This is a genomic window from Marinobacterium profundum (genome assembly GCF_001528745.1).
Classification (GTDB): Bacteria; Pseudomonadota; Gammaproteobacteria; order Pseudomonadales; family Balneatricaceae; genus Marinobacterium_A; species Marinobacterium_A profundum.
Map to the genome: position 1 here is coordinate 19,348 of NZ_BCNS01000018.1, position 25,072 is coordinate 44,419.

A 25,072-nucleotide genomic window follows, 5' to 3' on the forward strand; every position below is an offset into this window, starting at 1 on the left:
GCCCCCGTTCCGTTCAGGCTTTCAGCCGAGCTTTAATCCGCGTGATGATTTGATCCGCACTCAGCCCGCAATCCACTAGCTGTTCTGCCCGCGAGGCGTGCTCGATCCAGCGATCGGGTACACCCAGGCAGAGCAGATCCCCGCCAAGGCCTCTGGCCTGCAGATATTCCGCCACCGCAGACCCTGCGCCTCCCTGCACCGCATGATCCTCCAGCGTGACCAGCAGGCTGTGGCTGGCGACGAGTGCAGAAATTCTGCTTTCATCCAGTGGTTTCACGAAACGCATATCCACCAGCGTCAGGTCCAGCGCCTGGGCAGCGGCTTCTGCCTGGGGCAGCAGCGGGCCGAAGTTGAGTAGTGCTGCCCCTTTGCCCTGACGCAGGGTTCGGCTCTGCCCCAGCGGGATCTGCACCATGCAATCGCCGGGTACCAGGCCCTGGCCACCTCCACGGGGGTAACGTACCGCCGCGGGGCCCGGGTGCATATAGCCGGTGTACAGCAGGTCGCGCAGTTCCTGCTCGTCCGAGGGCGTCATGATCAGCATGTTGGGCAGGGTGCGCAGGCAGGCGATATCAAACAAACCTGCGTGGGTCGCGCCGTCTTCGCCGACCAGGCCCGCTCTGTCCAGAGTCAGCAGTACATCGAGTTGCTGTATGGCGATGTCATGCACCAGCTGGTCGTAGGCGCGCTGCAGGAAGGTCGAGTAGATGGCCACCACCGGCTTCATGCCGCCGCAGGCGAGCCCGGCTGCGAGTGTCAGGGCATGCTGCTCGGCGATGGCGACATCGAAGTAGCGCTCGGGGAAGCGCTGGGAAAACTCTATCAGATCCGAGCCTTCGCACATGGCCGGCGTGATGGCGACCAGTTTGGCGTCGCCCTCGGCCTGATCACAGATCCAGCGGCCGAAGATGTTGGCAAACTTGGGCTTCGCCGGCGCACGGGGTTTCACTACCGGTTCTATCTTGGTGATGGCATGGTATCCCACCGGATCCGCTTCGGCCGGGGCGAAGCCCTTGCCCTTGCGGGTCACTATATGCAGGAACTGTGGGCCTTGGGCATTGAGCACCTTGCGCAGTGCCGGCAGCAGGGTGTCCAGGTCATGGCCGTCGAGCGGACCTGTGTAGGCGAACTCCAGGGCTTCAAATAGCGGGGCGGCGACATTGCTGTCGGTGCGGTGTTTGAGGTTTTTTGCCAGGTAAGTGGCGAGCCCGCCTTCGTTGTGAGAGATCGACATATCGTTGTCGTTCAGGATCACCAGCAGGTTGGCACCGGTGTGGCCGGCATGATTCAGCGCCTCAAAGGCCATGCCGGCGGTCATGGCACCATCTCCGATAACGGCCACAGAGCGGCGACTGCGCCCCTGCAGGCGATCGGCCAGGGCCATCCCCAGGGCCGCGCTGATGGAGGTGCTGGAATGGCCTGTACCGAAGGCGTCGCAGGCGCTTTCGGCGCGTTTTGGGAAGGGGGCCAGGCCATCCTGCTGGCGCATGCTGAACATCTGTTCGCGCCGGCCGGTGAGAATCTTGTGGGGGTAGCTCTGATGGCCCACATCCCAGATCAGATGATCTTCAGGCGTATTGAGGCAGTAGTGCAGTGCAACCGTCAGTTCGATAACACCAAGGCCTGCGCCAAAATGGCCGCCGGTCTGGCCCACGCTGTAAAGCAGGAAGGCGCGCAGCTGCTCGGCCAGTTCCGGCAGCTGGGCGGGGCTGAGTTCGCGCAGTTGGGCCGGGCAGTCAATGCTGTTGAGCAGCGCAGTGGCAGGACGCTGCAGCGGAATCTGTTCAAACATCAGTGATCCCGTTTAACGATATAGTCGGCCAGGGCGCGCAGTGGATCGGCCTCACTGTCGAAGAGTGTCAGTGCTTCAATGGCCTGGCTGTGCAGCTGCTGCAGTTTTTCCCGGGCACCACTCATGCCGAGCAGCGCCGGGAAGGTCGGCTTGTTCTGTGCCAGATCTGAGCCCTGGGGCTTGCCCAGTGTGGCAGTGTCGCCTTCGATATCCAGGATATCGTCCTGCACCTGGAAGGCCAGGCCAATGGCATCGCCGAACCGGCGCAGCGCCTCGTAGCGCTCGCCGCTGTCGACACCGGCGGACAGGGCGCCCAGCTCCACTGATGCGGTAAGAAGAGCCCCCGTCTTGTGGCGGTGCATCTGCTGCAGCTGTTCCAGCGTCAGGCTCTGATCAACATGGGCCAGGTCGAATGCCTGCCCGGCCACCATGCCCCTGTCACCCGCGGCCCTTGCCAGTACGGCCAGCATGCGAAGCTGCAACCGTGGCTGCAGTTCGGCTTGAGGCTGTGCCAGCCATTCGAAGGCGCTGCACTGCAGGGCGTCGCCGGCGAGAATGGCGCAGGCTTCGTCAAAGGCGATGTGGCAGGTGGGTTTGCCACGGCGCAGGTCATCGTCGTCCATGGCCGGCAGGTCGTCATGCACCAGGGAATAGCTGTGTACTGCTTCCATGGCGCAGGCCGGTGCGTCGGCCAGGCTCAGTTGTCCACCGAGCAACTGATTGCACAGATAGATCAGCCCTGGGCGGATGCGTTTGCCACCATTAAACAGGGCGTAGCGCATGGCTTCCTGCAGGCGGGGCTCAATGCTGCGATGTTGCAGGCGGGTATCAAGCGCGCTCTCGACGCGCAGGCAGTACTGTTGCAGCAGGGAGTTCAGAGCCACGGATCAGGCATCCTCGGGGTCGGTGAAGGGAACTGTTTGCAGCTCGCCGTCTTTCTCTACCAGCATCCGCACCTTCTGTTCGGCCTGATCGAGGATACCCTGGCAATCGCGGGTCAGGGCTATGCCCTGCTCAAATGCCTGTAATGCATCGGCCAGTGGCATGTCGCCCTGCTCCATGCGGTTCACCAGCTGCTCAAGCTCGGTCAGCGAGGTTTCGAAGTCTGGAGTCTTTTTTGTGCGTGGCATCAGGTTTACCCGTGATCAATGAGGCGTAAAAAGTACTAGAGCGCAGCAGCAGGGTCAATCAGGCCGCAGGCCGCGCGGATCAACCGCTGTACAGGTGTACCCGATTGGAATTCTGTTATTATGCGGCGTAGCCGATAATACGCCTGTTCGCTGCTAAGGAGAAACCTGTGGATATCGCAACGCTGGTCGGTTTGATCGGATCAATGGGTATTGTCATCGCGGCCATGGTGCTGGGCGGCGATGTGGGTATTTTTGTTAACCCGCCCTCGCTGCTGATCGTGGTCGGCGGAACCCTGCTGGTGGTAATGATGAAGTACACCCTGCAGCAGTTTCTTGCGGCCGGGAAAATCGCCGCCAAGGCTTTCATGTTCAAGACCCAGAATCCGGAAGACATCATCACCGAAACCGTTGAGCTGGCCGATGCCGCGCGCAAGGGCGGTTTGCTGTCGCTGGAAGAAAAGGAAGTTGCCAACGCCTTCATGCAGCGTGGCATCCAGCTGCTGGTGGACGGGCATGATCCCGAGATAGTGCGCATGCTGCTGAACAAGGAAATGCGCCTGACCGTCGAACGTCACGATTTCGGCAGCCGTATCTTTCGTGCCATGGGGGATGTGGCGCCCGCGATGGGCATGATCGGAACCCTGGTGGGTCTGGTGCAGATGCTCTCCAACATGAGTGACCCCAAGTCCATAGGCCCGGCCATGGCGGTGGCGCTGCTGACCACCCTGTACGGCGCCATGATTGCCAATATGCTGGTGTTGCCCATCGCCGACAAGCTGGCGGTGCGCAAGGATCAGGAAGCGCTGAATCAGGCGCTGGTGATTGATGGTCTGCTGGCGATTCAGGCCGGTCAGAATCCGCGGGTTATCGAACAGATGCTGCGCAACTATCTGCCGGAGAAAAAACGTCTGGTAGCAGCTGCCGGATAGCCGACCTATGACTGATCAAACAGAATGTGAATGCCCGCCCTGCGACCCAGGCCTGCCCGCCTGGCTGGCGACCTTTGCCGATCTGATGTCGTTGCTGATGTGTTTCTTCGTGCTGCTGCTGTCCTTTTCCGAGATGGATGTGCTCAAGTTCAAGCAGCTGGCGGGCTCAATGCGTGAAGCCTTTGGTGTACAGAATCAGATCAAGGTGGATGACATTCCCAAGGGGACCTCGGTTATTGCGCAGGAGTTCAGTCCGGGTCGGCCTGAGCCGACACCCTTGAACGAAGTGCGCCAGATGACGATCAACAATGATTTGAATACGCTGGATGTGCGTTCCAAGGAAGGCGAGAACGAAACACCGGACAAGTTCAGGGGCAGTATCGAGGCACTGCTTCAACAGCTGGCCAAGGAGGCGGAACAGGAAGCGATTGAATTTGCTGCGGCCCTGGCGAAGGAAATTGGTGACGGCTCGGTGGAAGTGGAAACCGACGGTGCCAAAATAATTATCCGCGTAAAGGAAAAGGGGTCTTTTGACTCGGGTTCGGCCGAACTCAAATTCGACTCCATTCCGATCATCGCCAAGATTCGCGATGTGCTGCTGAATGTGAACGGCACTGTTGCCGTGCAGGGGCATTCCGACAATATTCCCTATTCGGGGCGGCGTTTTGAGTCCAACTGGGATTTGTCGGCCGCCCGGGCACTGGCGGTTGCACACGAACTCTTTGCCGACAGTCGCATGGATCAGTCGCGCTTTACGGTCAGCGGTCTGGCGGCGACCCATGCACTGGTGCCCAATGACACGGCGGAAAATCGCAGTCAGAACCGGCGGGTTGAGATAGTGATTCAAAAGGGCAAGGACGAAGAGGCGCTGCTGCCGTTGCAGTCCAGACCTGAAGGGGACACCGAAGGCCAGGCGTTGCGCCCGGGCGAAATTTTCTGAGCCTCGCCGTTTCCAGGCTATCTGGTCCCAGCTACTTCGCCATAAAAAAACCGTCTTGCGACGGTTTTTTTATGGCTGCTGAGGCTGCTTACTTGGAAGCGTCGAGCATGTACTGGATGGCTGCGGTCATCTCAGTGTCAGAGCAGTCCATGCAGGTGCCCATCGGTGGCATGGCATTGATGCCGCTTTTGGCGCTCGCCAGCAGGCCATCGACGCCTTTGGCCGCACGGGGTGCCCACTCTTCTGCATTGCCAAGCTTGGGAGCGCCAGCGACGCCCGCTGCGTGGCAGATGCCGCATTTGGTGTTGTAGAGTTCCTCTCCGCTGCGTTCAGCGTTGGCGGTCATGGGCAGGGAAAGTGCAGCAACCGCTGCCAGGATCAGTGTTGTTTTCATCATAGTTATCCTTCAAGGCTCATTAGGTCGGCTCAAAAACAACCGAAGTTTAGGACCAGTCTCTCGCTATTGTAAATAGACTATTGGCAGTGAACGACGGCTGAACGTCGTTTGGAACGCTGGCGGGACAAGACGGTACTGAGCGGGGAAAACATTTTCAACAGCTGGGCAAGGCTCGGTTTGGCGCCGGTTTAGCGCCGCAGGGAAATGGCAAAATCCGCCTGGCCACGCAGTATGCGCGCCTGTTGCTGTTGCTGGTTGTACTGGGACTGAAGCTCACACAGCGCCTGCTCGACCATCGCACGGGGAGCAATAATCAGGTTGCGAATTTCATCTTTTGAATAACCCTGTTTAATTAGCTGTTTCAGCTGGGTGCTCAGTTTATTGTGATCCATTGGCTTATCTCTCCATTTATTGTGAGGCATATTAATACGCGATTTTTATGACAGATTTATTGCGCTGGGCTTGGCAGCAGCCTTATTTCAGTTTTGGCTGGCGCTGCAGCTGGGCAGCGCGATGCACTGGGATGGGTTTGTGCGTGAGGCTGGACTGCCCGCAGAGAGTTCTTGCAGACTATCCTGAAAGGCGCTGTTGGCGGGGGCCAGCTGTACGGCGCAATTGACGGCCTGCAACGCAAGCCTGTCACAGCCTTCGGCCTTCAGGCTGTAGGCCAGGTTATTCCAGGCGTCGGCGGCATCAGGCTGCTGGGTCAGGGCCTGGCGAAATGCTTGGCTGGCGGGCATCGCATTGCCAGCGGCAAGTTCCGCATTGCCGAGCGCCATGGATACCAGATAATCGTCGGGCCAGCGCTGGCTGGCACTGTACAGACTGCGAAGTGCGGCCGGCGCATTTGAGGCTTCCAGCTCCAGAGCGGCCCGCACGACGTCCAGTGGCGTGGTTTCTAGCGGCAGCTGTCCGGGAGGGAGGGCCAGCAGAGCCCAGCGGTTACTGCGCTCCCAGGTGCGTTCAAACAGCTTCAGCGGTGTGATGCGCCGTTGTTCGGTGCCAGAACGCAGGATGACGTTCTGCGCCTCCAGGTCAAAACCGACAATCACTGCATAGTGCCAGCGCGGTATGATATCCAGCCCTAGGTTCTGCATGACCACCACGGGGCGTCCGGCGGCAACTTCAGTCAGCAGTCCTTTCAGCTGGGTTGGCGCTTCCATGGCCAGCATGCCGTGGCGCCGCGCTGCAACTTTCATCTCGACCTGCAGACTGCCGCCGCGTTCGGGGATATAGATCTGCGGCACCAGGGCGTCGGGCGTGGTGCGCAGCTGATCATTGTTCAGCACGGTAGCCAGGGCCGCGGGGCCGCACTGATAGAGTTCCTGGGGATAAAACGGGACTTCGGTGAGTTCGATGGACACCGGCAGGGTGTCGGACAGAGTGGCTAGCTGGTCGCTGGAGAAGCGTGTGGCGCAACCGCTGAGCAGGAGTAGACAAAGAGCCCCTGCCGTCAGCAAGACGGCAGGGTTCAGGCGCTTAAGCATCCTTAGCGGATGGGGTGAACGAAGTTGAATATATTGGTCGCACCCAGCATGTCGGTAATGATGAAGACGATAAAGATCAGCACTATGGCACCCAGTACGCCGGCACCGGCGGGGAGGGAGTCGATCTGCTGGTTAAGATCGGCGACTTCTGCTGCGGACATGTCGGCAACGCGCATCTGCGCATCGACGGGATCGACGCCAAAGGCGCTGAGTTGTTCAGCAATATCATCGCGCTGCATCAGGGTAATCAGCTTTTCGCGATCCGCATCGGTGGCCGCGGCACTTTGGGGCGCGATCATGGATGAGGTGGATACGGGGGCAGCCTGAGCCAGCCCCGAGATAAGTAGCATGCAGGCCATCATTATATGGGCTACAAAAGAACGGACGATGCGGGATTGCTGCATGAGCATTGAAAACCTCCTTGAGGCTGTACCGACTTGTGCCGGTCTTGGCCTGTGGTTTTGACACCTGAGTGAAGCTTAGTCGCATGTGAATGAATATGGGATGAACCCGTTGAATTCAATCATGGTTTTACGCGCCTGTTACCTTAAAATAGCCGACCTTTGGCGTAATGACAGGACATTAGGGTATATGACGAATCTATTGCTGGTCACCCTGCTGTGGGCGGTTTCGTTCAGCCTGATTGGCGAGTACCTCGCCGGCCAGGTAGACAGCTATTTTGCCGTGACCACGCGTATCGTGCTGGCGGGCCTTATCTTCCTCCCCCTGACGCGCTGGCGCGGGCTTCCGGCCCCCTTGCGCGCAGGGATTACCGTTGTGGGGATGCTGCAATTCGGTCTGACCTACCTGTGCCTGTACCGTTCGTTCGAGTACCTCAGCGTACCGGAAGTGTTGTTGTTCACGATTTTCACGCCGCTCTATGTGACGCTGATTGACGATGTCCTGAATCGACGTTTCTCGCTGGCCCCGCTGATAGGCACGGCATTGGCAGTGTTGGGCGCTGCCATTATTCGCTACGACGGCCTGAGCGACGACTTCCTGTCTGGCTTCCTGCTGTTGCAACTGGCCAACCTGGCGTTTGCCGCAGGCCAGGTGGGCTATGCCAATCTGATGCGCCGCTATCCCACGGATTTGCCGGCCTGGCGCAGCTTTGGCTACTTTTTCGCAGGCGCCTTGCTGGTGGCGCTGCCGTCTTTCCTGCTGCTGGGCAATCCGGACAAGCTGCCGGTAACGTTGCTGCAGTGGGGTGTGCTGGGCTGGCTGGGCATAGTGGCGTCGGGGCTGGGGTTCTACTTCTGGAATCGCGGTGCCTGCAAGGTGGATGCGGGCACGCTGGGCATCATGAACAATGCCCTGGTGCCGGCCGGCCTGATCGTCAATTTGCTGATCTGGAATCGTGATGCCGATCTTGGCCGTCTGGCGGTTGGCGGTACCGTGATCGGGCTTTCACTTTGGGTGAATGCGCGCTGGAACCGCTGGTTTGCAAAGGATCCTGCCGTCTGATCCGCTACAGGCAGGTTATCAATATCTTTTCAGGCCACTGAACAGAGGCTGATCAGGCGCTTGGCCAGATCCTCGATGCGCGCCGGCGCCGGGCTCTGGTAATGCAGGGCCAGTTCGATGGAGCTGGGCGTGATAAAGCCCTGCTCGGGTGTCAGGCGCAGGTGCCCTGGGTGTGCCATGCGATTGGGCAGCAGACTGACGCCCAGACCATCGGCTACCGCTGCGCGCAGGCTTGCAAGGCTCGCGCTGAGATAGCTTATGCGCCAGCGCCGGCCTGCGCTTTCCATGGCATGAATCATCTCGTCGCGATAGAGCCCGCCCGGCGGAAACATCACCAAGGGCAACGGGTCCTGCAGCAGTGTCGGGGTTCGGGCGCTGTCGAACCACCCCAGGGGTTCGGGCCAGCTGGCTTGGGCAGCGGCCTGGCCGTGACGCTGCTTGATCAGAATCAGCTCAAAGTCCCCGGCGCCAAACTGCTGCCACAGGCGGGAGCTCAGATCGCTGGTGACCTCCAGCCGGATATTGGGGTGGGCCTTGGCAAAGGCGGCCAGGGTTGGTGTGAGGCGCTCGGCGGCAAAGTCCTCCGCCACGCCGATGCGCAGCTCTGCAGGGTTTTCCCCCGCCTGGATCTGTTCGACAGCCTCTTGCATCAGCTTCAGCAGGCGCCTGGCATAGCTCAGCAGGTGCTGGCCCTGTTCGGTGGCCTGCACATAGCGGCCCCGTCTATCCAAAAGCGTGCAGCCAAGTTGTTCTTCCAGTCGGCGTATCTGCTGGCTGACGGTCGACTGACTCAGATGTACGCGCTCACCGGCGCGGGTGAAACTGCCACTTTCGATGACCGCAACAAAACTGCGCAATAAGACTGGATCAAGAGTCGCAAACATTATTCGATAACCCATTGATGCTTAGTTAGATATTTAATTTATGAATAATACGATCAGCCCTTAGACTGGGGCCAGTAATAACAGCCAAATCTGCCAATCCGGAGAGCGAATGAAGAGTTCAGAGTCACCCGGGCAAGCGGCGTCCCTGGTTATGGAGGCAAAGACTACGGCGGCAGCGCCGCCCGCAGCGCACAGTGTGGGTCTGTGGGGGTTCGCGCTGCTGCTGTTGGTGGGATTGAATCTGCGGCCCTTTTTAACCTCCGTCGGGCCCGTACTGAATTTGTTGCAGGCCGATACCGGCATGGGACATGGCATGGCGGCGATCCTGACGACCCTGCCCTTTGTCATGATGGGGCTGCTGGCACTGGCAGGCGCCGCCCTGGCCCAGTGCTTTGGCGAGCAGCGCACACTGCTCTGCGCCTTGTTGTTGCTGGCGCTGGGGTGTGGTGCTCGTTTTCTGGCGGACTCTGCCACCAGCCTGATACTGACCGCCATACTGGCCGGAACCGGTGTTGCCACGGTGCAGGCGCTGATGCCTGGCGTCTGCAAGCGCTGGTTTGCCGGGCGCATTGCCCTGGCCATGGGGTTGTATTCGGCGGCGCTGGTGGGAGGCGGTGCCATGGGGGCGCTGGTTAGCCCGGCGCTGGTGATGCTGACGGCGGACTGGCGGCCAGGGCTGGCAGTTTGGGCCTTGCCTGCATTGCTGGCCTGGGGCCTGTGGTTGTGGCGAGCGCCAGAGGAGACTGTGGCAGCAGCTACTCAGGCATCGGTCCCGGTGTCGGTACGGGCGTTCTTTGGCAGCCGGCGGGCCTGGTTACTGGCGCTCTATTTTGGGCTGGCCAATAGCGGTTATGCCAGTCTGGTGGCCTGGCTGCCGTCCTTTTATGTCGATGAAGGAATGGACGCACAGTCGGCGGGGAGCCTGCTGGCCTGGATGGCACTGTTTCAGGCCGCCGCAGCCTTATTGATGCCGCTAAGCGTGCGTGCAGCGCTCGACAGGCGCGTCGGGCTCTATGGGGTCATGCTATTGCAGTTGCTGGGTTTTGCAGGCCTGGCCTGGGCGCCCGAGGTCGCGCCCCTGCTGTGGGTAGCACTGGCGGGTTTTGGGCTGGGGGGCTGTTTTTCCCTCTGTCTGATCGTCAGCCTGGATCATCTGCCGGGCGCCCGCGCCGCCGGAGCTCTGGCGGCCTTTGTCCAGGGTATCGGCTTTCTGATTACCGCCGTCGGCCCCTGGCTGGTGGGGGCGCTGCGTGATGGCGGCGGCGACTTTACCGATGCCTGGTGGCTGCACGGGGCCATTGCCTTTGGCATGCTGCTGGTGAGTGTGCGCTTTAACCCCGCCGGCTACGGCCGCAGTATGGCACGGCTGGGGGCTTGAAACTGCGCTGCGTCGTCCTTATCTAATAATTGCGGGGGCCGGGTCTCGATGGGACCGGTTACCCGCAGGATTGTTTTTGTTTCCTGTCGCTCCTAAGGAGGATATGTCATGAATACGATCGATTTTTCTCCGCTCTATCGCAGCAGTATCGGCTTTGATCGCCTGGCGGCCTTGCTCGACAGTTCGTTGCGGGCTGACTCGTCGGCCAGCAGCTACCCGCCGTACAACATCGAGGTGCTCGATGATGACCGCTACGCCATCAGCCTGGCGGTGGCGGGTTTCAGCAAGCAGGAGCTGGATATCAGGGTTGAAAACAGTGTGCTGAGCGTCGCTGGCAAAAAGGCCGACACGGGCACTGACAGCCGTTTCCTCTATCAGGGCATTGCGACCCGCAGCTTCGAGCGGCGCTTCAACCTCGCCGACCATGTTGAGGTTAACAGCGCCGAGTTGAACAACGGGCTGCTGACCATAGGCTTGCAGCGTCAGCTGCCGGAAGCCATGAAGCCGCGCTCCATCACGATCGACGAAGGCGCACCTGTGCTGGAGCACGACAAGTCCGGTGGCCGGGCGGCCTGATACGAGGCTGACGATAGTGCGTTCTCAAGAGGCCGCCTGTGGGTGGCCTCTTTAGCTGCGGCGGTTGGACAGCCAGAGGTATTGATAGGGCATCAGCGTAATCTGGGCCATACGGTCGTTATAGGCCTCGCAGCTGATCAGATCAGTCCAGTCATCGGTGGCGATCAGGTTGAGTTCGCTGAGATTGAATGACTGCGGCTGGTCGCTAATGTTGTAGACCGCGAACAGACTTTGGCGGCGATCGATACTCTGGCGCCAGAATGCAAACAGGGCTTCGCCGGTGTGCAGGGTGTACTGGGTAGCGTTGGGGTGAAACGCCGGTTGCTGACGGCGAAGGCGCAGCAGGGTGCACATGGCGTCAAACACGCGGGCGTGATGAGTGTCACCGATAAGTGCCTGTTGCAGCGCATCTTCCTGCCATATATGCCGATTGATGGCGCGATAGCTGCCGGTGTTTTCTACCCGTTCGTTGTCATTGCCCGTGGCGACCAGGCTGTGGATATAGTACGCCGGTATGCCCTCTAGCGCGGCCATGATGGCGGCGGCGCAGACAAAACGGGCAAACTGCCACTGATCCGGCCCCTGGTTGCTGGTACCGCGCAGCGCATCCCACAGGCTGATATTCACCTCATAGGGTTTGGACTCGCCGCTGGTGGTGGTACGGGCACTGATACGGCCGCCAAAGCGCTGCAAGGTGGCGATGAGGCTTTGCAGCTCCCAGTCGCTCAGCAACCCTTCGGCTGGCCGCAGGCCTATACCGTCGTGGGAGGCGATGAAGTTCAGGTAGGTGGTGCCGTGCTGCGCCGGCGGCATGGTCATGAGCCAGTTTTTCAGGTGGGTGCAGGAACCGGTCAGCAGGGTATTGATCAGCAAGGGCGGTAGCGAAAAGTTGTAGATCAGGTGGGCTTCGTTGGCGTTGCCGAAATAGGTGAGGTTTTCCTGATTGGGAATGTTGGTCTCGGTAATGATGACCGCGTCGGATGCCAGGTGTTCGATCAGCAGGCGCAGCAGCCGGATCAGCTCATGGGTTTCGGGCAGGTTAACGCAGGGCGTGCCGGGGGTTTTCCACAGGAAGGCGACCGCATCAAGGCGGAACCAGCGAATGCCGTTGTCCAGATAGAGTCGAATGATTTTCAGAAATTCCAGCAGCACGCGGGGGTTCTGGAAGTTGAGATCCAGCTGGTCGTGGCTGAAGGTACACCAGAGATGACGCTCGCCGGCGGCTGTCTTGACCTCGCGCAGCAGCGGCGAGGTGCGGGGGCGCACGACGGCGCTCAGGTCGGTGCCGGGATCCGCTTCCACAAAGTAGCTGGCGCCGGGCTCTATGCCGGCCTTGTAGTTCTCAAACCAGAGACTGCGGCTGGAGCAGTGGTTGATCACCAGATCACCCATGATCTTGACGTCCTGGCTGAGGCCGCTGATCTGTTCCCAGGTACCCAGGGACGGGTTCACAGTGGTGTAATCCATCACGCTGAAGCCATCGTCCGAGCTGTAGGGGAAAAAGGGCAGCAGGTGCACAGTGGAAATGCAGTCATGCAGCTGCGTGCGCACGAAGCGAGTCAGGCTCTGCAAGGGGGCTTCGCTTTCGCTGCGCAGGCTGTCGCCATAGGTGATAAGCATTACATCGCGCTCATCCCAGAGATTGCGATGGGGGACAGGTGCGCTGGCGTCTGCCTCCAGGCCAAACTGCGCCAGACACTGCTGCGCCAGCTCCATGACATCACTCTGTGGATAAAGCAGTTGCAGGTGTCCGACGAGCCGTTGCTGCAATGGTGTCATGGCGCTGTTCCCTGAATCTGGGTTAATTTACTGGCGGCCGAATTCCGCCATGTCGGCGTCGACGGCCGCGATCAGTTGTTGCTGTACGCCCGGGAAGGCGCTGCGCACGCGATTCCAGCTGGAAATAAAAGGCGCTTCCATCGGGTTCTCGAGAAAATGGTTGCCGGCCTTGACGATATTGCGGGCAAAGAGTTCGACCGCCTGCTCCTCCTGGTGGACATCCAGCTTAAGGCCATTGATTTCGGCGTCATTGCGGTAGGTTTCGACGAAATCCAGCGCGATGCGGAAGTAGGTCGCCTTAATGGTCCTGAAGGTTTCCTGATTGAAGACGATGCCGTTGGTGGCCAGCTTGCGAAACACCGCCTTGGTGATGTCGATCGACATCTTCGACAGTCCGGTTTCGTCCGAATCCAGCGACAGGTCCTGGTGCTTGTGGTCGTAAACGTCGGCGATATCAACCTGACATAAACGGTTATTGGAATAGTTGCGCGTCATTTCGCTGAGTACACCGATCTCCAGTCCCCAGTCGCTGGGAATGCGGATATCGTTCATCACATCGCGGCGGAAGGAGAACTCGCCGGCCAGTGGATAGCGGTAACTGTCCAGGTACTCCAGATAGTCCAGATTACCGAACACCTTTTTCAGCGACCGCAGCAAAGGCGTGACAAGCAGCCGGCTGACGCGGCCGTTGATCTTGTGCTCGGCCACGCGGGCATAGAAGCCCTTGCAGAATTCGTAGTTGAAGTTGGGGTTGGCGACGGGGTAGATCAGCCGTGCCAGCAGTTCGCGGTCGTAGGTGAGGATATCGCAGTCGTGCATGGCGATAGACTCCGCCCGGCCCGTGGCCAGGGTGTAACCCATGCAAAACCAGACATTGCGGCCCTTGCCCGGCTGCTGTGGCGACAATTCCTCGCCCTTGAGGGAGCGGTCGATGGCTCTAAGGCGCGGGCCGTCGTTCCATAGCACTCGATGAGGCTGTGGCAGGGCCGAGAAAAACTCCAGGGCCGTGCGATACTGCTCTTCAGTCGCACGGTCCAGGCCAATAATGATCTCCGACAGGTAGGGCACCTGCTTTAGGTGCCTGAGTATATTGGGCATGGCCTCGCCTTCGAGCTCGGAATACAGGCACGGCAATATCAGCGCCATGGGGCGTACTTTGGAGAAGGCCAGCAACTCGCTTTCCATCTCTTCGAGCGGACGGTGAGACAGGTTATGTAAAGTGGTGATGATGCCGTTCTGGTAAAAATCGCCCATGGGGAATCCTTCTTGTTGTGTTCTAGGTACCAAGATCCAGCTGTTGCAGGGTGTCGAGGACAGCGTCATTCCAGCCTGCCGGCCCTGGCAGTCGGGTTAGCAGTACATCCGCGCGCTGAGGAATCAGCGGCGGGGGGTGGGCGGGGGAACGCACCAGTACCGGCAGATCGGCTCTTTGCAACATGCCGATATCGTTTTCGCCATCACCCAGTGCCATGCATTTGACCGATTCGCCCCACAGGGCCTGGTATTGCTCAATGAGCCAGGCCATGGCGTCGGCCTTGTCGCAGCGCCCCATCACATGGGTAAAGCGGCCGCCGCGCTGAACCTGAAAGTTGAGCAGTGAGAGTTCAGAGGCGAAGTCCTCAAGCGCGCCGCGGGAATCTTCCCAGATCAGGGGTTCGGTAAACTGGCGGGTCATCGCCTGGCGAGCAGCCTCAGGGTCCAGCCCTGTCAGGCTGACGAGGCGATCGGCTGTCAGGGCGGCGAAGCCGGTAAACCTGTAACGGCGTGACAGCGGCTCCAGCGCCAGCAGAATCCGGCGACGGCTGGGGCCTAAGGTCTTGCGGCGATATCGCCCGCTGGGGTCCGTTGCCAGATCCGGTGCCAGAGGAGAGTTCAGCGGGATATAAATGGCGGCGCCATTCTCCACCACGAAGGGATGATTGTTGTCGAGCTGTCGGCGCAGGGGTTCGAGCTCGGCGAGTGTCTTGCTGGTATTGAGCACCCAGGGTATCTGCAGCTGGCGCAGTCGCTGTAGCGCCGGTTCTGCCGCCATAGCGCTGTAGCTGTAGTGATCCAGCAGGGTGCCATCGAGGTCTGTGGATATCAGTAATCGGGTCATGCTTATCCTGGCTCTTTGACCGACAGGGGCTGTCCGCATTGAGTTAGATACAGCAAGTTAAGTGCCAGTGTTGCGCAAGCGATGCACCAACCCGCATCAGGGCCCCTCAGCAGGGGTTATCCACATTGCAGACCCGGTTGTGCCCTGAATTGGTGCGCAGGCAGGGCTGCTTTGGTTCGTTTTTATGGCACAGGGAGCCGCGATGACCGGCCGCAAGATACAGGTGGGGGCATCAAACAAGGCTTTGCAGCCGCCAATGGCCAGGTGGCTGACGACAGAACAGTGGTGTTCTGCGGGCTGGCGCCTGTGCCCATGAGCTCTGTGACTGGAAACGGCTAGGAGATCGGGTATTGGGGTGGTGCTTTGAAAGGGTACTACGAGATGGGTCTATAAGAAGGAAAGCAGGGTGCAGGCGCTCTCTTATACGGAGAGCGCTGCAGCTTCGAGATTTTTCTGCTGTTCGTCGGGTGTCAGGCGATGCTTGTGGCTCTGCATCAGTGACAGGCTGGCCTGTCGTGCCTTTACGCTGTCGCCGGACATTATGGCATCGTAGATGGCACGATGTTCCTTCAGACAGACACCGCCTTCCTTGGAGGAGAAGCGGATAAACCACTTGAACATGCTGGTCAGTACGTTGCCGAAGGGCACGTAAAAGCTGTTGCCGGTGGAGATGAAGATCATGCGATGGAACTGACTGTCGACAACTGTCCAGGCGTCCTGATCAAAGTTTTCTGATACTTCGACCATACGATGGAAAATGTTTGTCAGCTCAATACGCTGCTCCTTGGTAGCGCGCTCCGCAGTCAGGGCGGTAGCTTCGGGCTCTATTGCCCGGCGCAACTCAAGAAATTCCTGGTAGATATCGTCGGTGGTTTCGATGCTGGCGAGCCATTCAAGCAGCTGCACATCCAGCATGTTCCAGTGGGTACGGCAGCAAACGCGGGTGCCGACTTTGGGACGGGACTCAACCATGCCTTTTGAAGTGAGGAGTTTGATAGCTTCACGCAGCGCGGTACGGCTGACGCCGAACTGCTGGCACATGGCGATTTCACCACCAATGATGGCGCCTTCCTTGACCTCGCCGGACAAAATTTTGACAGCGATCTCGCGGGCAACCTGAACATTAAGGTTGCGACTCGATCCTGAGATCAGTGCAAATTGCGCCGCCATGCCTCTACCCTCAATTAGTCATACAATATCTTAGGATTATACAGTTATAGGATCCACAAGCGAAACTTTTCCATAATGCGGGGTTTAACTCGAGGCTCTTGTCTGCGGTATTTTCCACATCTGATTCCGATAGAGTTTAGGGCCCGACCACCGGATCTGACGCTCGCCAGAGGGAGGTGGTCGGGTGCACAGCGGCCCGAAGCAAGCTTGGGGTCATGTGCATTCCTGCAGACAGGGCCTGCAGGAATGGGCGCTCATCAGGGGCACATCTGGCCGCCATTGACGTCCAGAATCTGACCGGTGACATATCCACTGGCCATATGGGACGCGAAAAACAGGTAGGACGGTGCACATTCATCGATAGTGCCGAAACGGCTCATGGCAATGGAGTTGGCGATACTGGTTTTCAGCTCGTCGCTCTTGTCGTCATGAAAGGCGGTGTCGATTGTGCCCGGTGCGACTATGTTGAAACGAATATTGTCTTTGGTCAGCTCCTTCACCCAGTTGCGCTGGATGTTATGCAGCCAGGCTTTGGATGCGCCGTAGAGGCTAGCGCCCAGACCACCGCCTTCGCGGCCAGCAATGGAGCCGGTGCTGATTACGCAACTGGTCAGGCCGCTTTGCGCGGCTGATGCACGCAGATGCGGGATAGCGAATTTGGTTACCATGATGACCGAACGGGTATTCAGGTTCATGACGCGATCGTAAAACTCATCGTCAATGTCTTCTGCCTTGGAGCGGCCACCAAGACCACCGGCATTATTAATCAGCACATCAATGCCACCGAACTTGGCGACAAATTCAGCTACCATTTTTTCGCATTCGGCGCTTTTGGTTACATCGGCCTGGAAGTAGGCGACTTCGCCGCCGCATTCCTGCAGAGCGGCCAGGGCAGCAGTGGAGGTAGCATCGTTCTGGTGGCTGTTGATGCCAACCCTGGCGCCGGCTTTGGCGAATGCAGCGGCGGCGGCAAAGCCGATACCTGCAGTGGAGCCGGTGATGAGAACGCGCTTACCTTCAAGATCCTTAAACATGCTGTATTCCTGTATTTGTGAATGTCGTCGGTTTATTTTGTCGTACAATATGACATTACTGTGAGATTTTCAATCCCCAGTGCATATTTCTGGCATTGCATCCAGGGGAATCAGACCGCCGCGGTACTGAATAACGGTACTGGCGATGCGGTGGCCCAGGGTGGCGCAGTCTGCTGGAGTGCAGCCGCCCTGCAGGCGGGCGGCCAGATAGCCTGCGCTGAAGGAGTCGCCGGCGGCGGTAGTGTCGACCACAAGGTGCGGTTCAACGGCGATGGCGGAAATGCTTTGGCGACCGGCGCTGGTCTCGACCAGACAGGGCTCGTGGCCACGCTTGAGGACGACTTCGCTGATGGCCAGTTCGCGACAGCGTGCAAAGACCTGCTCTTCGTTGCTGTCACCCCAGAGCATGCATTCGTCTTCGTAGGTGAGCAGCGCTATATCAGTTATCCGCAGCACTTGCTCATACCAGTGACGCGCCTGGGCCGCATCGCGCCACAGGCGCGGGCGGTAATTATTGTCAAAGCAGATCTGGGCTCCGCGGGCTCTGGCACGAGTAAGCCAGGCCAGCAGCTTGTGGCGGCTGGCGTCTGGCAGTATTGCCAGGGAAATGCCCGACAGATAGAGGTAGTCAAAGCTGAGCAGGGACTCCAGCTGCGCGTCGAATTCGTCGCCCTCCAGCAGCTGCCGGGCGGCGGATTCGCCCCGCCAGTAGGTAAATGAGCGTTCACCGTTGGCGTCGACATCAATGTTATAGAGCCCGGGCAACTTGCCGGGCAGGCGGCGTACATAGTCACAGCCGATGCCTTCTGCCTGCCATTGCTGCAGCATGGCCTGGCTGAAGCGATCGCTATCACCCAGAGCCGTCACGTACTGCACCTCGTGTCCGTGCACCTTGCTCAATCGCGCCAAATAAACGGCTGTATTCAGGGTGTCACCGGCAAAGCCCTGCACCATGGTGCCGTTGGCGTGCTGTTGAATCTCGATCATGCATTCGCCAATCAAGGCGATACTGGCTTTTTTGTTCGTAGTTAGATTCATGCTTCAGTCTCTGTGCGGGTTGCGAAGGCGCCGCTCCAGCTATAAAGCTGGCCGTTGAATTCAACGCTGTGGGGGCCTTCAACGTCGCTGCTGTTGCTCAGCATTACGACGAGATTCTGGCCGGATCGGCGTTCCAGGCGCACCACTGTGGCTGCCTGGTTGTGACCGATGATCTCGACACGCTCGATATCGCCGCGGGCATTTTCGGAGACTTCCATCGACTCGTCAAAATAGCCGTGGGTTTCCAGTACGGTGGCAAACAGCTGGTTCTGACCACGGGTACGAATAATTAGTGCAGGCTCGCTGCGCAGGTTGAATTGTGGGTCATTGGCGCCGATTCGGCTGAAAATGACGTCGCCACCGGCAGGCAGGGCGGTGCTGATGCTGTAATAGCTGTGTCCCATCAGCCAGCTAACCTGCGCCGATTTTGTCTCGCGGCTGATATGGCCGCGGCCCAGTTCCCACAGGTGCTGATAGCCATGGGCAGCGCCCAGCGCAGACAGCTGTGCGTTGGCGCTGACGTCAAAGTCTGTATGTATGATCTGACCTTGATAGTGCAGCGCATAATCATACTGATGCTCGGCGGTGCTGGTCAGGCGATAGAGATCAAGTAGCACTGGAGCCGAGATGCCTTCAAGCTGCAGCATCAATACGCTACGCTGCATGTCTACGCCATCATAGTAGCCCAGGGCCCGGGCGCTGACACCCTGGCCTGCAGGGTGGTCAGTGACGCAAAAATGCAGTTCGCCCCAGCGCTGCTCAGCGGTGGCGGTATCGCCGCAGTTCTGGCTCTGCTCATCGACCACCACTGTGTTATGGGCGATGGTTTGTTTGCAGTAACCTTTGTTTTCCGGAATGTAGCGGCCGCCAAACTTGGGTTCTATATTGACCCAGCGGCCGAAGCCATAGTCGTTCAGGACTTCCTGGGAGCGGTTGAACCAGCTCAGATGCAGGCCATCGAAGTGGCCGTGATCCAGCGCTGAGTGCAGCTTGTGGTCGCTGCCGTGCTGACCGAACCAGAGCAGCGCCATATGCACATCATCGCCGCTGTCCTGATGCCGCAGTATGCCCAGGCCGCCACGCTCGCCCTCGGCGCCGTCGTTGAGAACGAAGCTACCCCAGTTTAGTGGCATGGGGGCCTGATCGGCGGCGGCGCGGGAGAGTTGCATGCCGGCCGCACTGACCCAGACCTGCTGCTGATGCTGCGCCATGGCGACGAGCATGGGGTGGGCGCCGTAGCGCTGGTAACAGAGGCTGGTGGCAATGATCAAACCTTCGTCGCTGATACCCATGGTCTTGGATGAGTCATTCAGCGCCGGCAGGGTACCGTCCGGGAATGCGGTCGACATCAGGGCAAGAGAGGTGCGCTTGATGATCTGCTGCTTGACGTCGTAGATCTGCACCTGGGGCTGGCGGCGTTCAATGGCCTCGGCGAACAGCAGCAGCGGACGCAACGCGAAGCGGTGATAGTAGGGGCCTTCCATGTAATAGCCATCGGGTGAAAACAGCTGTTCGAGCTGGGCCAGAAAACCGCCGCTGATGCTGTCGCCCTTGAGGCCATAGAGCGCCTTGTCGACGATGCTCTGGTCATTGATGGCATAGCCACAGATACCCACAGCCGCGACCGACCAGAGGCCGTGGTTGTGCACTATATCGAAATCGTGGGCGTAGGTTTCGGTAAACAGCTGCACCATTTCGCGGAACAGGTTGTTCTCGATATGCAGGCGCTGCTCGGTGTTCAGACTCGAATAGACACAGCTGTAAGCATCGGAGGCGTACAGCAGCCACATGTTTTCATTCAGTGTCTGGTGGAACAGGCGCCCCGGCGGATTGCTATCCTTGCTGGTGTTGAGTTTGAGCTGCGGATAGACATCGGCATAGCGGTGCAGCATGTCGACAACGTAGTCGCGATAACGCAGCTCCTGGGTTATTAGCCAGAGCTTGCCGGCCAGGTGCAGGTGAATGTAGTTCTGCTTGTGGCGGTTGTGCTCATAGCCACCGGCTTCGCCATGGCCTGGTACTTCAGGCGCCTGTTGCAGGTAGAGCTCCAGCGCCTTGATATCGCGGTTGATGGCGCGGCTGAGAAGGTCGTCCCGGGTATCGGCGGTATCAAGGTGCTGACGCAGCAGAGCGGCTTCGTCGATGCTCATGAGCAATGGCTGATAGTTGTCCACGTATTACTCCTTATGTGTGACCACGGCGAAGTAGCCCTGCCAGTGGTACTCATTATTATTAAAGGACAGACGGTGCTCCGTGGTGGGGGATACATCCGCTGCGTTACTGATCATGAGAGTCATGTGAAGGGGCTTGCCTGCAGCCTCGCCGCGAATGGCTACGACCGAGCCCTGATCGTTGTGGCCCAGAACTTCTATATGGTTCATGACGCCCCTGGCGCCCTCGCAGTGCTCGCTGGCTTCGTCAAACTGACCGTGGGTTTCAAACAGGGAGGCAAACAGCTGGTCTCTGCCGTGCTGGCGCAGCAGCAGGCAGTCCTGGCGGCGCAGATTAAAGGATGGATCATTGGCGCCGGTCTGGGCCAGGATCAGCTCTGCGCCGTCGGCAGCTGCGAGCCAGGTATGGAAGCAGTTGTCCTGCAGCCAGGTGAGACTCAGACACTGTGGCGTTTGGCCCCTGGCTAGGTCGAACAGGTGTTGATAGCCGTTGGCCTCGCCGAGTATCTGGCGCTCCGTCGGCTGGAAGTCGACGTTGCTGTGGGTGATCTGACCCTGGTAGTGCACCGGATAATCGTACTGGTGGGCCTGTTCCGATCTCAGGCGAAAAAGGTCGATCAACAGCGGGCTGGACAGCGCGTCCAGCTCGAGCAGCAGCACCGTGCGCTGCATGCCAACGCCGGCGTAGTGCTGGTTGGCAAAGGCGCTCATGGCCTGTACGGGTCCGGTGCCTGAGAAAAAGTGCCTTTCGCCGTGGCGGCTGTCGGCCAGGGCAACGTCGAATTCATTCTGACAACCCTGGTCGACCACTACTGTATTGTGGGCCAGGGTCTGGCGCGCCCAGGACTTGTTCTCATCCAGATAGCGTCCGCCGAACTTGGTTTCCACATTGACCCAGCGGCCAAAGCCGTATTCGCGCAGCACCTCATGGTCGCGGCTGAACAGGGTCAGTCCCAGGGTATCGAAATGGCCGTGCCCCATACCATGCTGACCGTAGTTCATCACCGCCTGGGTGATATCACCATTCTGGCGCAGGCGCAGAAACCCCTGGGCGCCGCGATCCCCCTGCATGCCTTCGTTCAGCTCGACACTGGGCCAGTACGCCTGTTGCACAGGCCCTGATGCGGCGGCGGCTTCAACCGCCTGAGCCAGTTCGAACGCGCATGGATAGAGCCAGACCTGTCCCTGCTGGCGGGCGGTGCCCACCAGCGCAGCGGAGTGGCCGTAGCGGGCATGGTGCACGGCGACGGCGATGATGACCCCTTCATCCTTTATACCCATGCTCAGAGAGGCATCGTTGAGCGCGGGAAATCGGCCATTGGGGTAGCTGGTCATCAGCAGCGCCTTGATTGTCTTGCCGATGGCCTGATCGTGGAATTCATAGATATTAAGATCCGGGCGGTGCAGGTGTAGCGCCTCTGCAAACAGGCACAGGGGGCGAATCGCGAACCTGTGGTAGTAGGGACCTTCAATATAGTAGCCGGATGATGCGAATAGCCGCTTGATCTGTGCCAGATAGCCGCCGCTGATGCTGTCACCCTCAAGGCCATAAATGGCCTGATCCAGCACCTTGTCTTCGCCCAGTACCAGGGCGCAGATGCCCACGGCGGCGACGGCCCAGAGACCGTGGTTATGGATGCGATCGAAGTCGTGGCTGTAGGTGACGGTGAACATCTCAATCATGGGATGGAGGATGTTGTCTTCTATCGCCTGTTGCTGTGCTGCGGGAATGGTTTCGCGCACGTAGCTGTAACCCAGTACGGCGTAGAGCAGCCACATGTGTTCATTGAGAATCTGATGAAACAGGCGTCCGGGCGGGTTGGTGTTTCTCTGCTGCTGGTAAGACATGCCTGGGTAACGTTCGGCGTAGAGACACAGAATGTCGGTGGCCAGGTGGGCGTAGTCGGGGTTGCCGGTCAACTGGTAGAGCCGCCCGGCGGCTTCAATGGTTTCTGCATTGCCCTTGTGGCGGTTGTGGGCGTAGCTGCCTGCTTCGCCATGCCCTGGAACATCAATCACCGCATTCAATTCAGGATCTACGCGGGCTTGAAGCTGCGCCAGGCTGGTGGCAAAGAAGCTATCGGGCGGCAGGTTCCCGGCAGTGATCAGGGTGCGCAGGGGGGTGATCTTAGCCCTGCTAAACAGCGGGTAGAAGTCGATTTCAGGCATGGGGTGCTCTTTCTTATAGGTATGCTTTGCGTATTTGTATTACAAAAATACTTGATGGTCAACTGCAGGACTGAAGTCAGAATGCTTGTACTGGGTCTTAAAACATTGGCTTTTATCTATATGTATTTGTTTTTAATGGTTTATATGTGTTTTTCGGCCTGGTTTTCGTATCTTTTTGATTGCCCTGAAAAGGATTCAAGAAAATCATATTGTATTACAAATAATTTTTACGCTAAGATTTCGCCAATGTCTGTCAGGCGGCGCTCCAGCTGCCCCATAACTGGAAGAGGGTAAAATGAACACATTTTTTCTGGATTCAGAGCAGCCCTGGGAGGATCTTGGTGCTGGTATCAAGCGCAAGGTTGTGGGCTATACCGATGAATTGATGGCCGTGCATGTGTGCTTTGACAAGGGCGCAGTGGGGGTGATTCATTCGCACGAGGATCACGATCAGGTCGGCTTTGTCGTTGCAGGCAGTTTTGAAGTGAATGTGGATGGCCAAATCCGTGTTCTCAAGGCAGGTGATGCTTATACGGCAGCGAAAAATATATCCCATGGCGCTGTAGCGCTGGAAGACAACAGCATCCTGCTGGACGCATTTTCGCCCCAGCGAAGAGAATTTCTGTAAACGCAGAAAGGGCGTTCTTCTCAGAGGTTGATCTGTGACTACAGGTATTAGAGAGGCCTGTAGCCCGGTGTTAGTTTAATAAAAATTATTATTGCGAGACCCGGTTATGGATTTAAATATACTTATAATTATTATTTATTTCGTTTTTCTAATCGCGATTGGCTGGGTGTTCAGAAGCCTAACCAAGTCGACCAGTGACTATTTTCGCGGCGGTGGCCAGATGCTGTGGTGGATGGTGGGTGCGTCCGCATTCATGACCCAGTTCTCGGCCTGGACCTTTACCGGCGCTGCCGGCAAGGCCTACAACGATGGTCTGGCGGTTGCCCTGATTTTTGTTGCCAATGCCTTCGGCTACCTCATGAACTACCTGTATTTTGCCCCGAAAATGAGGCAGTTACGTGTTGTTACCGTGATTGACGCCGTGCGCCTTCGTTTTGGCAGCAATAACGAACAGGTCTTCGCCTGGCTCAATATTCCGACGACGATTATCCAGGCTGGCATTTGGCTGAACGCCCTGGCGATTATTACCACGGCGGTACTGGATGTGGATATGACCAGTACCATTATAGTCACCGGGCTGGTCGTGCTGGTTATGTCCGTTACCGGTGGTGCCTGGGCTGTTATTGCCTCTGACTTTATGCAGATGGTTGTTATAATGGCGGTCACGCTTATTTGTGCCGTTATGGGTATAGTCGAAGCTGGTGGTATAACGCCTATTATTGAGCGTTTTCCCCGTGACTTTGTCGCTGGTACCGATCTTAATTATTACAGTGTTTTTGCTATATGGGCGGTCTTTATATTTATAAAGCAATTCGCCATTAACAATAATATGCTCTACGCCTACCGTTACCTGGCGGCCAAGGATTCCAATAATGCGCGCAAGGGAGCCCTGCTGGCCTGTGTGCTGATGATTATCGGGCCTTTTATCTGGTTTATTCCGTCCTGGTTCCTGGCCGGTACGGGCGTAGACATGAACCAGCTTCACCCGGAGATGGGCAGCAAGGCTGCGGATGCGGTTTATCTGGTTTTTGTTGAACTCTATATGCCGGCGGGCATGGTGGGACTGCTGCTGGCGGCGATGTTTGCCGCGACCATGAGTTCAATGGATTCAGGCCTCAACCGCAATGCCGGTATTCTGGTCAAAAACTTCTATGAGCCATTGTTGCGCCCGAAGGCCACAGAAAAAGAGTTGCTGCTGGTGTCAAAGATCACCTCGGCCATTTTTGGGCTCATGATCATAGCAGTGGCACTCTTCATCAACTCCCTCAAGGGGCTGAGCCTGTTTGACGCCATGATGTATGTCGGCGCTTTGTTGAGCTTTCCGATGATCATTCCCGGCCTGTTTGGCTTCTTTATCAAGAAAACGCCGGACTGGGCTGGCTGGGGCACCCTGGCCGTCGGGGGCCTGGTGTCCTACTTTGTCGGCTTCGTATTGCAGGCGCAGCATATTGAGCAGCTCTTCGGGCTGGATGTGGCCTTTACCAATCGGGAGTGGAGCGACCTTTCCATCGCCATTAGCTTGTTGGCACACCTGGTGATTACCGGTGGTTTCTTCTGTGTCTCGGTATTTTTCTACAAGGGGCTGGAAGCGGGTCGTCAGAAGGATGTGGACAAGTTTTTCCATAACCTTGATACGCCTCTGGTGAATGAATCAGCTGAACAGCAGGAGCTGGATAACCGGCAGAGAGTGCTGCTGGGGCGCATGATTTCAGTGCTGGGTGTCTTTATCATGGCACTGGTCGCCTTGCCGAATCCGTTCTGGGGGCGCATGGTGTTTCTTGCCTGTGGCTTTATCGTCTTTGCGGTTGGTCTGCTGTTGTTTAATGCTGTGGATAAAAGCTACGAGCAGGACGCGGTGCCTGATGGCGCGACTAACGCCTAAGCGCCCCGTGGAGTAATTTTAGCAGCCTGTCGGGCTTAACACTGATCTACTGCGGAAAAGCCGATTTTGGTCACTTCCTGCGCTCTTTTTCGGTAAATAGAACCACTATTCGCCTCAAAAGAGCTC

23 protein-coding genes are annotated in these 25,072 nt (G+C 58.2%); 7 read left to right on the forward strand and 16 right to left on the reverse strand.

The features are described from left to right. Positions 1-13: 13 nt before the first annotated feature. The 3 genes from dxs to MPRO_RS01270 are packed head-to-tail and all read right to left on the reverse strand — an operon-like array spanning position 14 to position 2,922. Positions 14-1,792 carry a 1-deoxy-D-xylulose-5-phosphate synthase gene (dxs, locus tag MPRO_RS01260; protein WP_067286075.1) on the reverse strand — a complete coding sequence of 593 codons (1,779 nt, stop codon included), beginning with the start codon at positions 1,790-1,792 and terminating at the stop codon, positions 14-16. Next, complete coding sequence (locus MPRO_RS01265; RefSeq protein ID WP_067286077.1) at positions 1,792-2,676, reverse strand: polyprenyl synthetase family protein; 885 nt, start codon at positions 2,674-2,676, stop codon at positions 1,792-1,794. Before MPRO_RS01265 ends, dxs begins: the two co-directional genes overlap by 1 nt. Before the next feature lie 3 nt (positions 2,677-2,679). Continuing rightward, positions 2,680-2,922, reverse strand: coding sequence for an exodeoxyribonuclease VII small subunit (locus tag MPRO_RS01270; protein ID WP_067286079.1), 243 nt, complete (start codon positions 2,920-2,922; stop codon positions 2,680-2,682). Between the two features lie 167 nt (positions 2,923-3,089). On the opposite strand from MPRO_RS01270, the gene pomA reads away from it, so the two are divergent. Together pomA and MPRO_RS01280 are read left to right on the forward strand one after the other, a co-directional pair. Beyond that, positions 3,090-3,851, forward strand: a complete 762-nt coding sequence (pomA, locus tag MPRO_RS01275; protein WP_067286080.1) for a flagellar motor protein PomA — start codon at positions 3,090-3,092, stop codon at positions 3,849-3,851. A 7-nt stretch (positions 3,852-3,858) separates the two neighbouring features. Next, entirely contained in the window at positions 3,859-4,791 is a 933-nt protein-coding gene (locus tag MPRO_RS01280; protein WP_067286081.1) for a flagellar motor protein MotB, read from the forward strand. Positions 4,792-4,879: 88 nt separating this feature from the next. On the opposite strand, the gene MPRO_RS01285 is transcribed toward MPRO_RS01280, so the two are convergent. The 4 genes from MPRO_RS01285 to MPRO_RS01300 all read right to left on the reverse strand — a co-directional run bounded on the left by MPRO_RS01285 (position 4,880) and on the right by MPRO_RS01300 (position 7,085). Next, on the reverse strand, positions 4,880-5,185 hold the full coding sequence (locus MPRO_RS01285; protein WP_067286082.1) for a c-type cytochrome: 306 nt from the start codon (positions 5,183-5,185) through the stop codon (positions 4,880-4,882). A gap of 191 nt (positions 5,186-5,376) precedes the next feature. Continuing rightward, a complete protein-coding gene (locus MPRO_RS01290; RefSeq protein ID WP_067286083.1) occupies positions 5,377-5,580 on the reverse strand; it encodes a hypothetical protein in 204 nt (67 codons plus the stop codon). Between the two features lie 87 nt (positions 5,581-5,667). Next, positions 5,668-6,675 carry a PA2778 family cysteine peptidase gene (locus tag MPRO_RS01295; protein ID WP_082708383.1) on the reverse strand — a complete coding sequence of 336 codons (1,008 nt, stop codon included), beginning with the start codon at positions 6,673-6,675 and terminating at the stop codon, positions 5,668-5,670. Between the two features lie 2 nt (positions 6,676-6,677). After that, the gene (locus MPRO_RS01300) at positions 6,678-7,085 is read right to left on the reverse strand and encodes a PA2779 family protein (RefSeq protein ID WP_067286087.1); all 408 of its coding nucleotides are present in this window, start codon (positions 7,083-7,085) and stop codon (positions 6,678-6,680) included. Positions 7,086-7,266: 181 nt separating this feature from the next. Between MPRO_RS01300 and MPRO_RS01305 the strand changes: the two genes are divergently transcribed. After that, positions 7,267-8,139, forward strand: a complete 873-nt coding sequence (locus MPRO_RS01305) for a DMT family transporter (protein WP_067286089.1) — start codon at positions 7,267-7,269, stop codon at positions 8,137-8,139. Positions 8,140-8,168: 29 nt separating this feature from the next. Here MPRO_RS01305 and MPRO_RS01310 read toward each other — a convergent pair whose 3' ends face one another. Further along, entirely contained in the window at positions 8,169-9,023 is an 855-nt protein-coding gene (locus tag MPRO_RS01310; RefSeq protein WP_067286092.1) for a LysR family transcriptional regulator, read from the reverse strand. A 109-nt stretch (positions 9,024-9,132) separates the two neighbouring features. Between MPRO_RS01310 and MPRO_RS01315 the strand changes: the two genes are divergently transcribed. Together MPRO_RS01315 and MPRO_RS01320 are read left to right on the forward strand one after the other, a co-directional pair. Next, the gene (locus tag MPRO_RS01315; protein ID WP_245635002.1) at positions 9,133-10,401 is read left to right on the forward strand and encodes a cyanate transporter; all 1,269 of its coding nucleotides are present in this window, start codon (positions 9,133-9,135) and stop codon (positions 10,399-10,401) included. Between the two features lie 108 nt (positions 10,402-10,509). Beyond that, positions 10,510-10,977 carry an Hsp20 family protein gene (locus tag MPRO_RS01320; RefSeq protein WP_067286094.1) on the forward strand — a complete coding sequence of 156 codons (468 nt, stop codon included), beginning with the start codon at positions 10,510-10,512 and terminating at the stop codon, positions 10,975-10,977. 51 nt (positions 10,978-11,028) lie between these two features. Here the strand turns inward: MPRO_RS01320 and MPRO_RS01325 are convergent, their stop codons facing one another. The 8 genes from MPRO_RS01325 to MPRO_RS01360 all read right to left on the reverse strand — a co-directional run bounded on the left by MPRO_RS01325 (position 11,029) and on the right by MPRO_RS01360 (position 22,436). After that, positions 11,029-12,756: an alpha-amylase family glycosyl hydrolase gene (locus MPRO_RS01325; protein ID WP_067286096.1), complete on the reverse strand. Its 1,728-nt coding sequence runs from the start codon at positions 12,754-12,756 to the stop codon at positions 11,029-11,031. Positions 12,757-12,783: 27 nt separating this feature from the next. Next, positions 12,784-14,010 carry a glycosyltransferase family protein gene (locus MPRO_RS01330; protein ID WP_067286098.1) on the reverse strand — a complete coding sequence of 409 codons (1,227 nt, stop codon included), beginning with the start codon at positions 14,008-14,010 and terminating at the stop codon, positions 12,784-12,786. Positions 14,011-14,032: 22 nt separating this feature from the next. Continuing rightward, positions 14,033-14,854, reverse strand: a complete 822-nt coding sequence (locus tag MPRO_RS01335) for an HAD-IIB family hydrolase (RefSeq protein ID WP_067286100.1) — start codon at positions 14,852-14,854, stop codon at positions 14,033-14,035. Positions 14,855-15,274: 420 nt separating this feature from the next. Continuing rightward, on the reverse strand, positions 15,275-16,024 hold the full coding sequence (locus MPRO_RS01340) for a FadR/GntR family transcriptional regulator (RefSeq protein WP_067286103.1): 750 nt from the start codon (positions 16,022-16,024) through the stop codon (positions 15,275-15,277). Between the two features lie 257 nt (positions 16,025-16,281). Further along, a complete protein-coding gene (locus MPRO_RS01345) occupies positions 16,282-17,058 on the reverse strand; it encodes an SDR family NAD(P)-dependent oxidoreductase (RefSeq protein WP_067286105.1) in 777 nt (258 codons plus the stop codon). 69 nt (positions 17,059-17,127) lie between these two features. Next, positions 17,128-18,096 carry a 2-dehydro-3-deoxygluconokinase gene (gene kdgK, locus MPRO_RS01350; RefSeq protein ID WP_067286107.1) on the reverse strand — a complete coding sequence of 323 codons (969 nt, stop codon included), beginning with the start codon at positions 18,094-18,096 and terminating at the stop codon, positions 17,128-17,130. Continuing rightward, entirely contained in the window at positions 18,093-20,270 is a 2,178-nt protein-coding gene (locus MPRO_RS01355; RefSeq protein ID WP_216821208.1) for a heparinase II/III domain-containing protein, read from the reverse strand. The genes kdgK and MPRO_RS01355 overlap by 4 nt, the downstream gene beginning before the upstream one ends. 3 nt (positions 20,271-20,273) lie before the next feature. Continuing rightward, positions 20,274-22,436 (reverse strand): heparinase II/III domain-containing protein, encoded by a 2,163-nt coding sequence (locus MPRO_RS01360; RefSeq protein ID WP_067286109.1) that lies wholly within the window; start codon positions 22,434-22,436, stop codon positions 20,274-20,276. Positions 22,437-22,731: 295 nt separating this feature from the next. Between MPRO_RS01360 and MPRO_RS01365 the strand changes: the two genes are divergently transcribed. Continuing rightward, positions 22,732-23,064 (forward strand): cupin domain-containing protein, encoded by a 333-nt coding sequence (locus MPRO_RS01365; RefSeq protein ID WP_067286111.1) that lies wholly within the window; start codon positions 22,732-22,734, stop codon positions 23,062-23,064. 166 nt (positions 23,065-23,230) lie between these two features. After that, on the forward strand, positions 23,231-24,946 hold the full coding sequence (locus MPRO_RS01370; protein ID WP_245635003.1) for a sodium:solute symporter family transporter: 1,716 nt from the start codon (positions 23,231-23,233) through the stop codon (positions 24,944-24,946). The last annotated feature ends 126 nt before the right edge of the window (positions 24,947-25,072 follow it).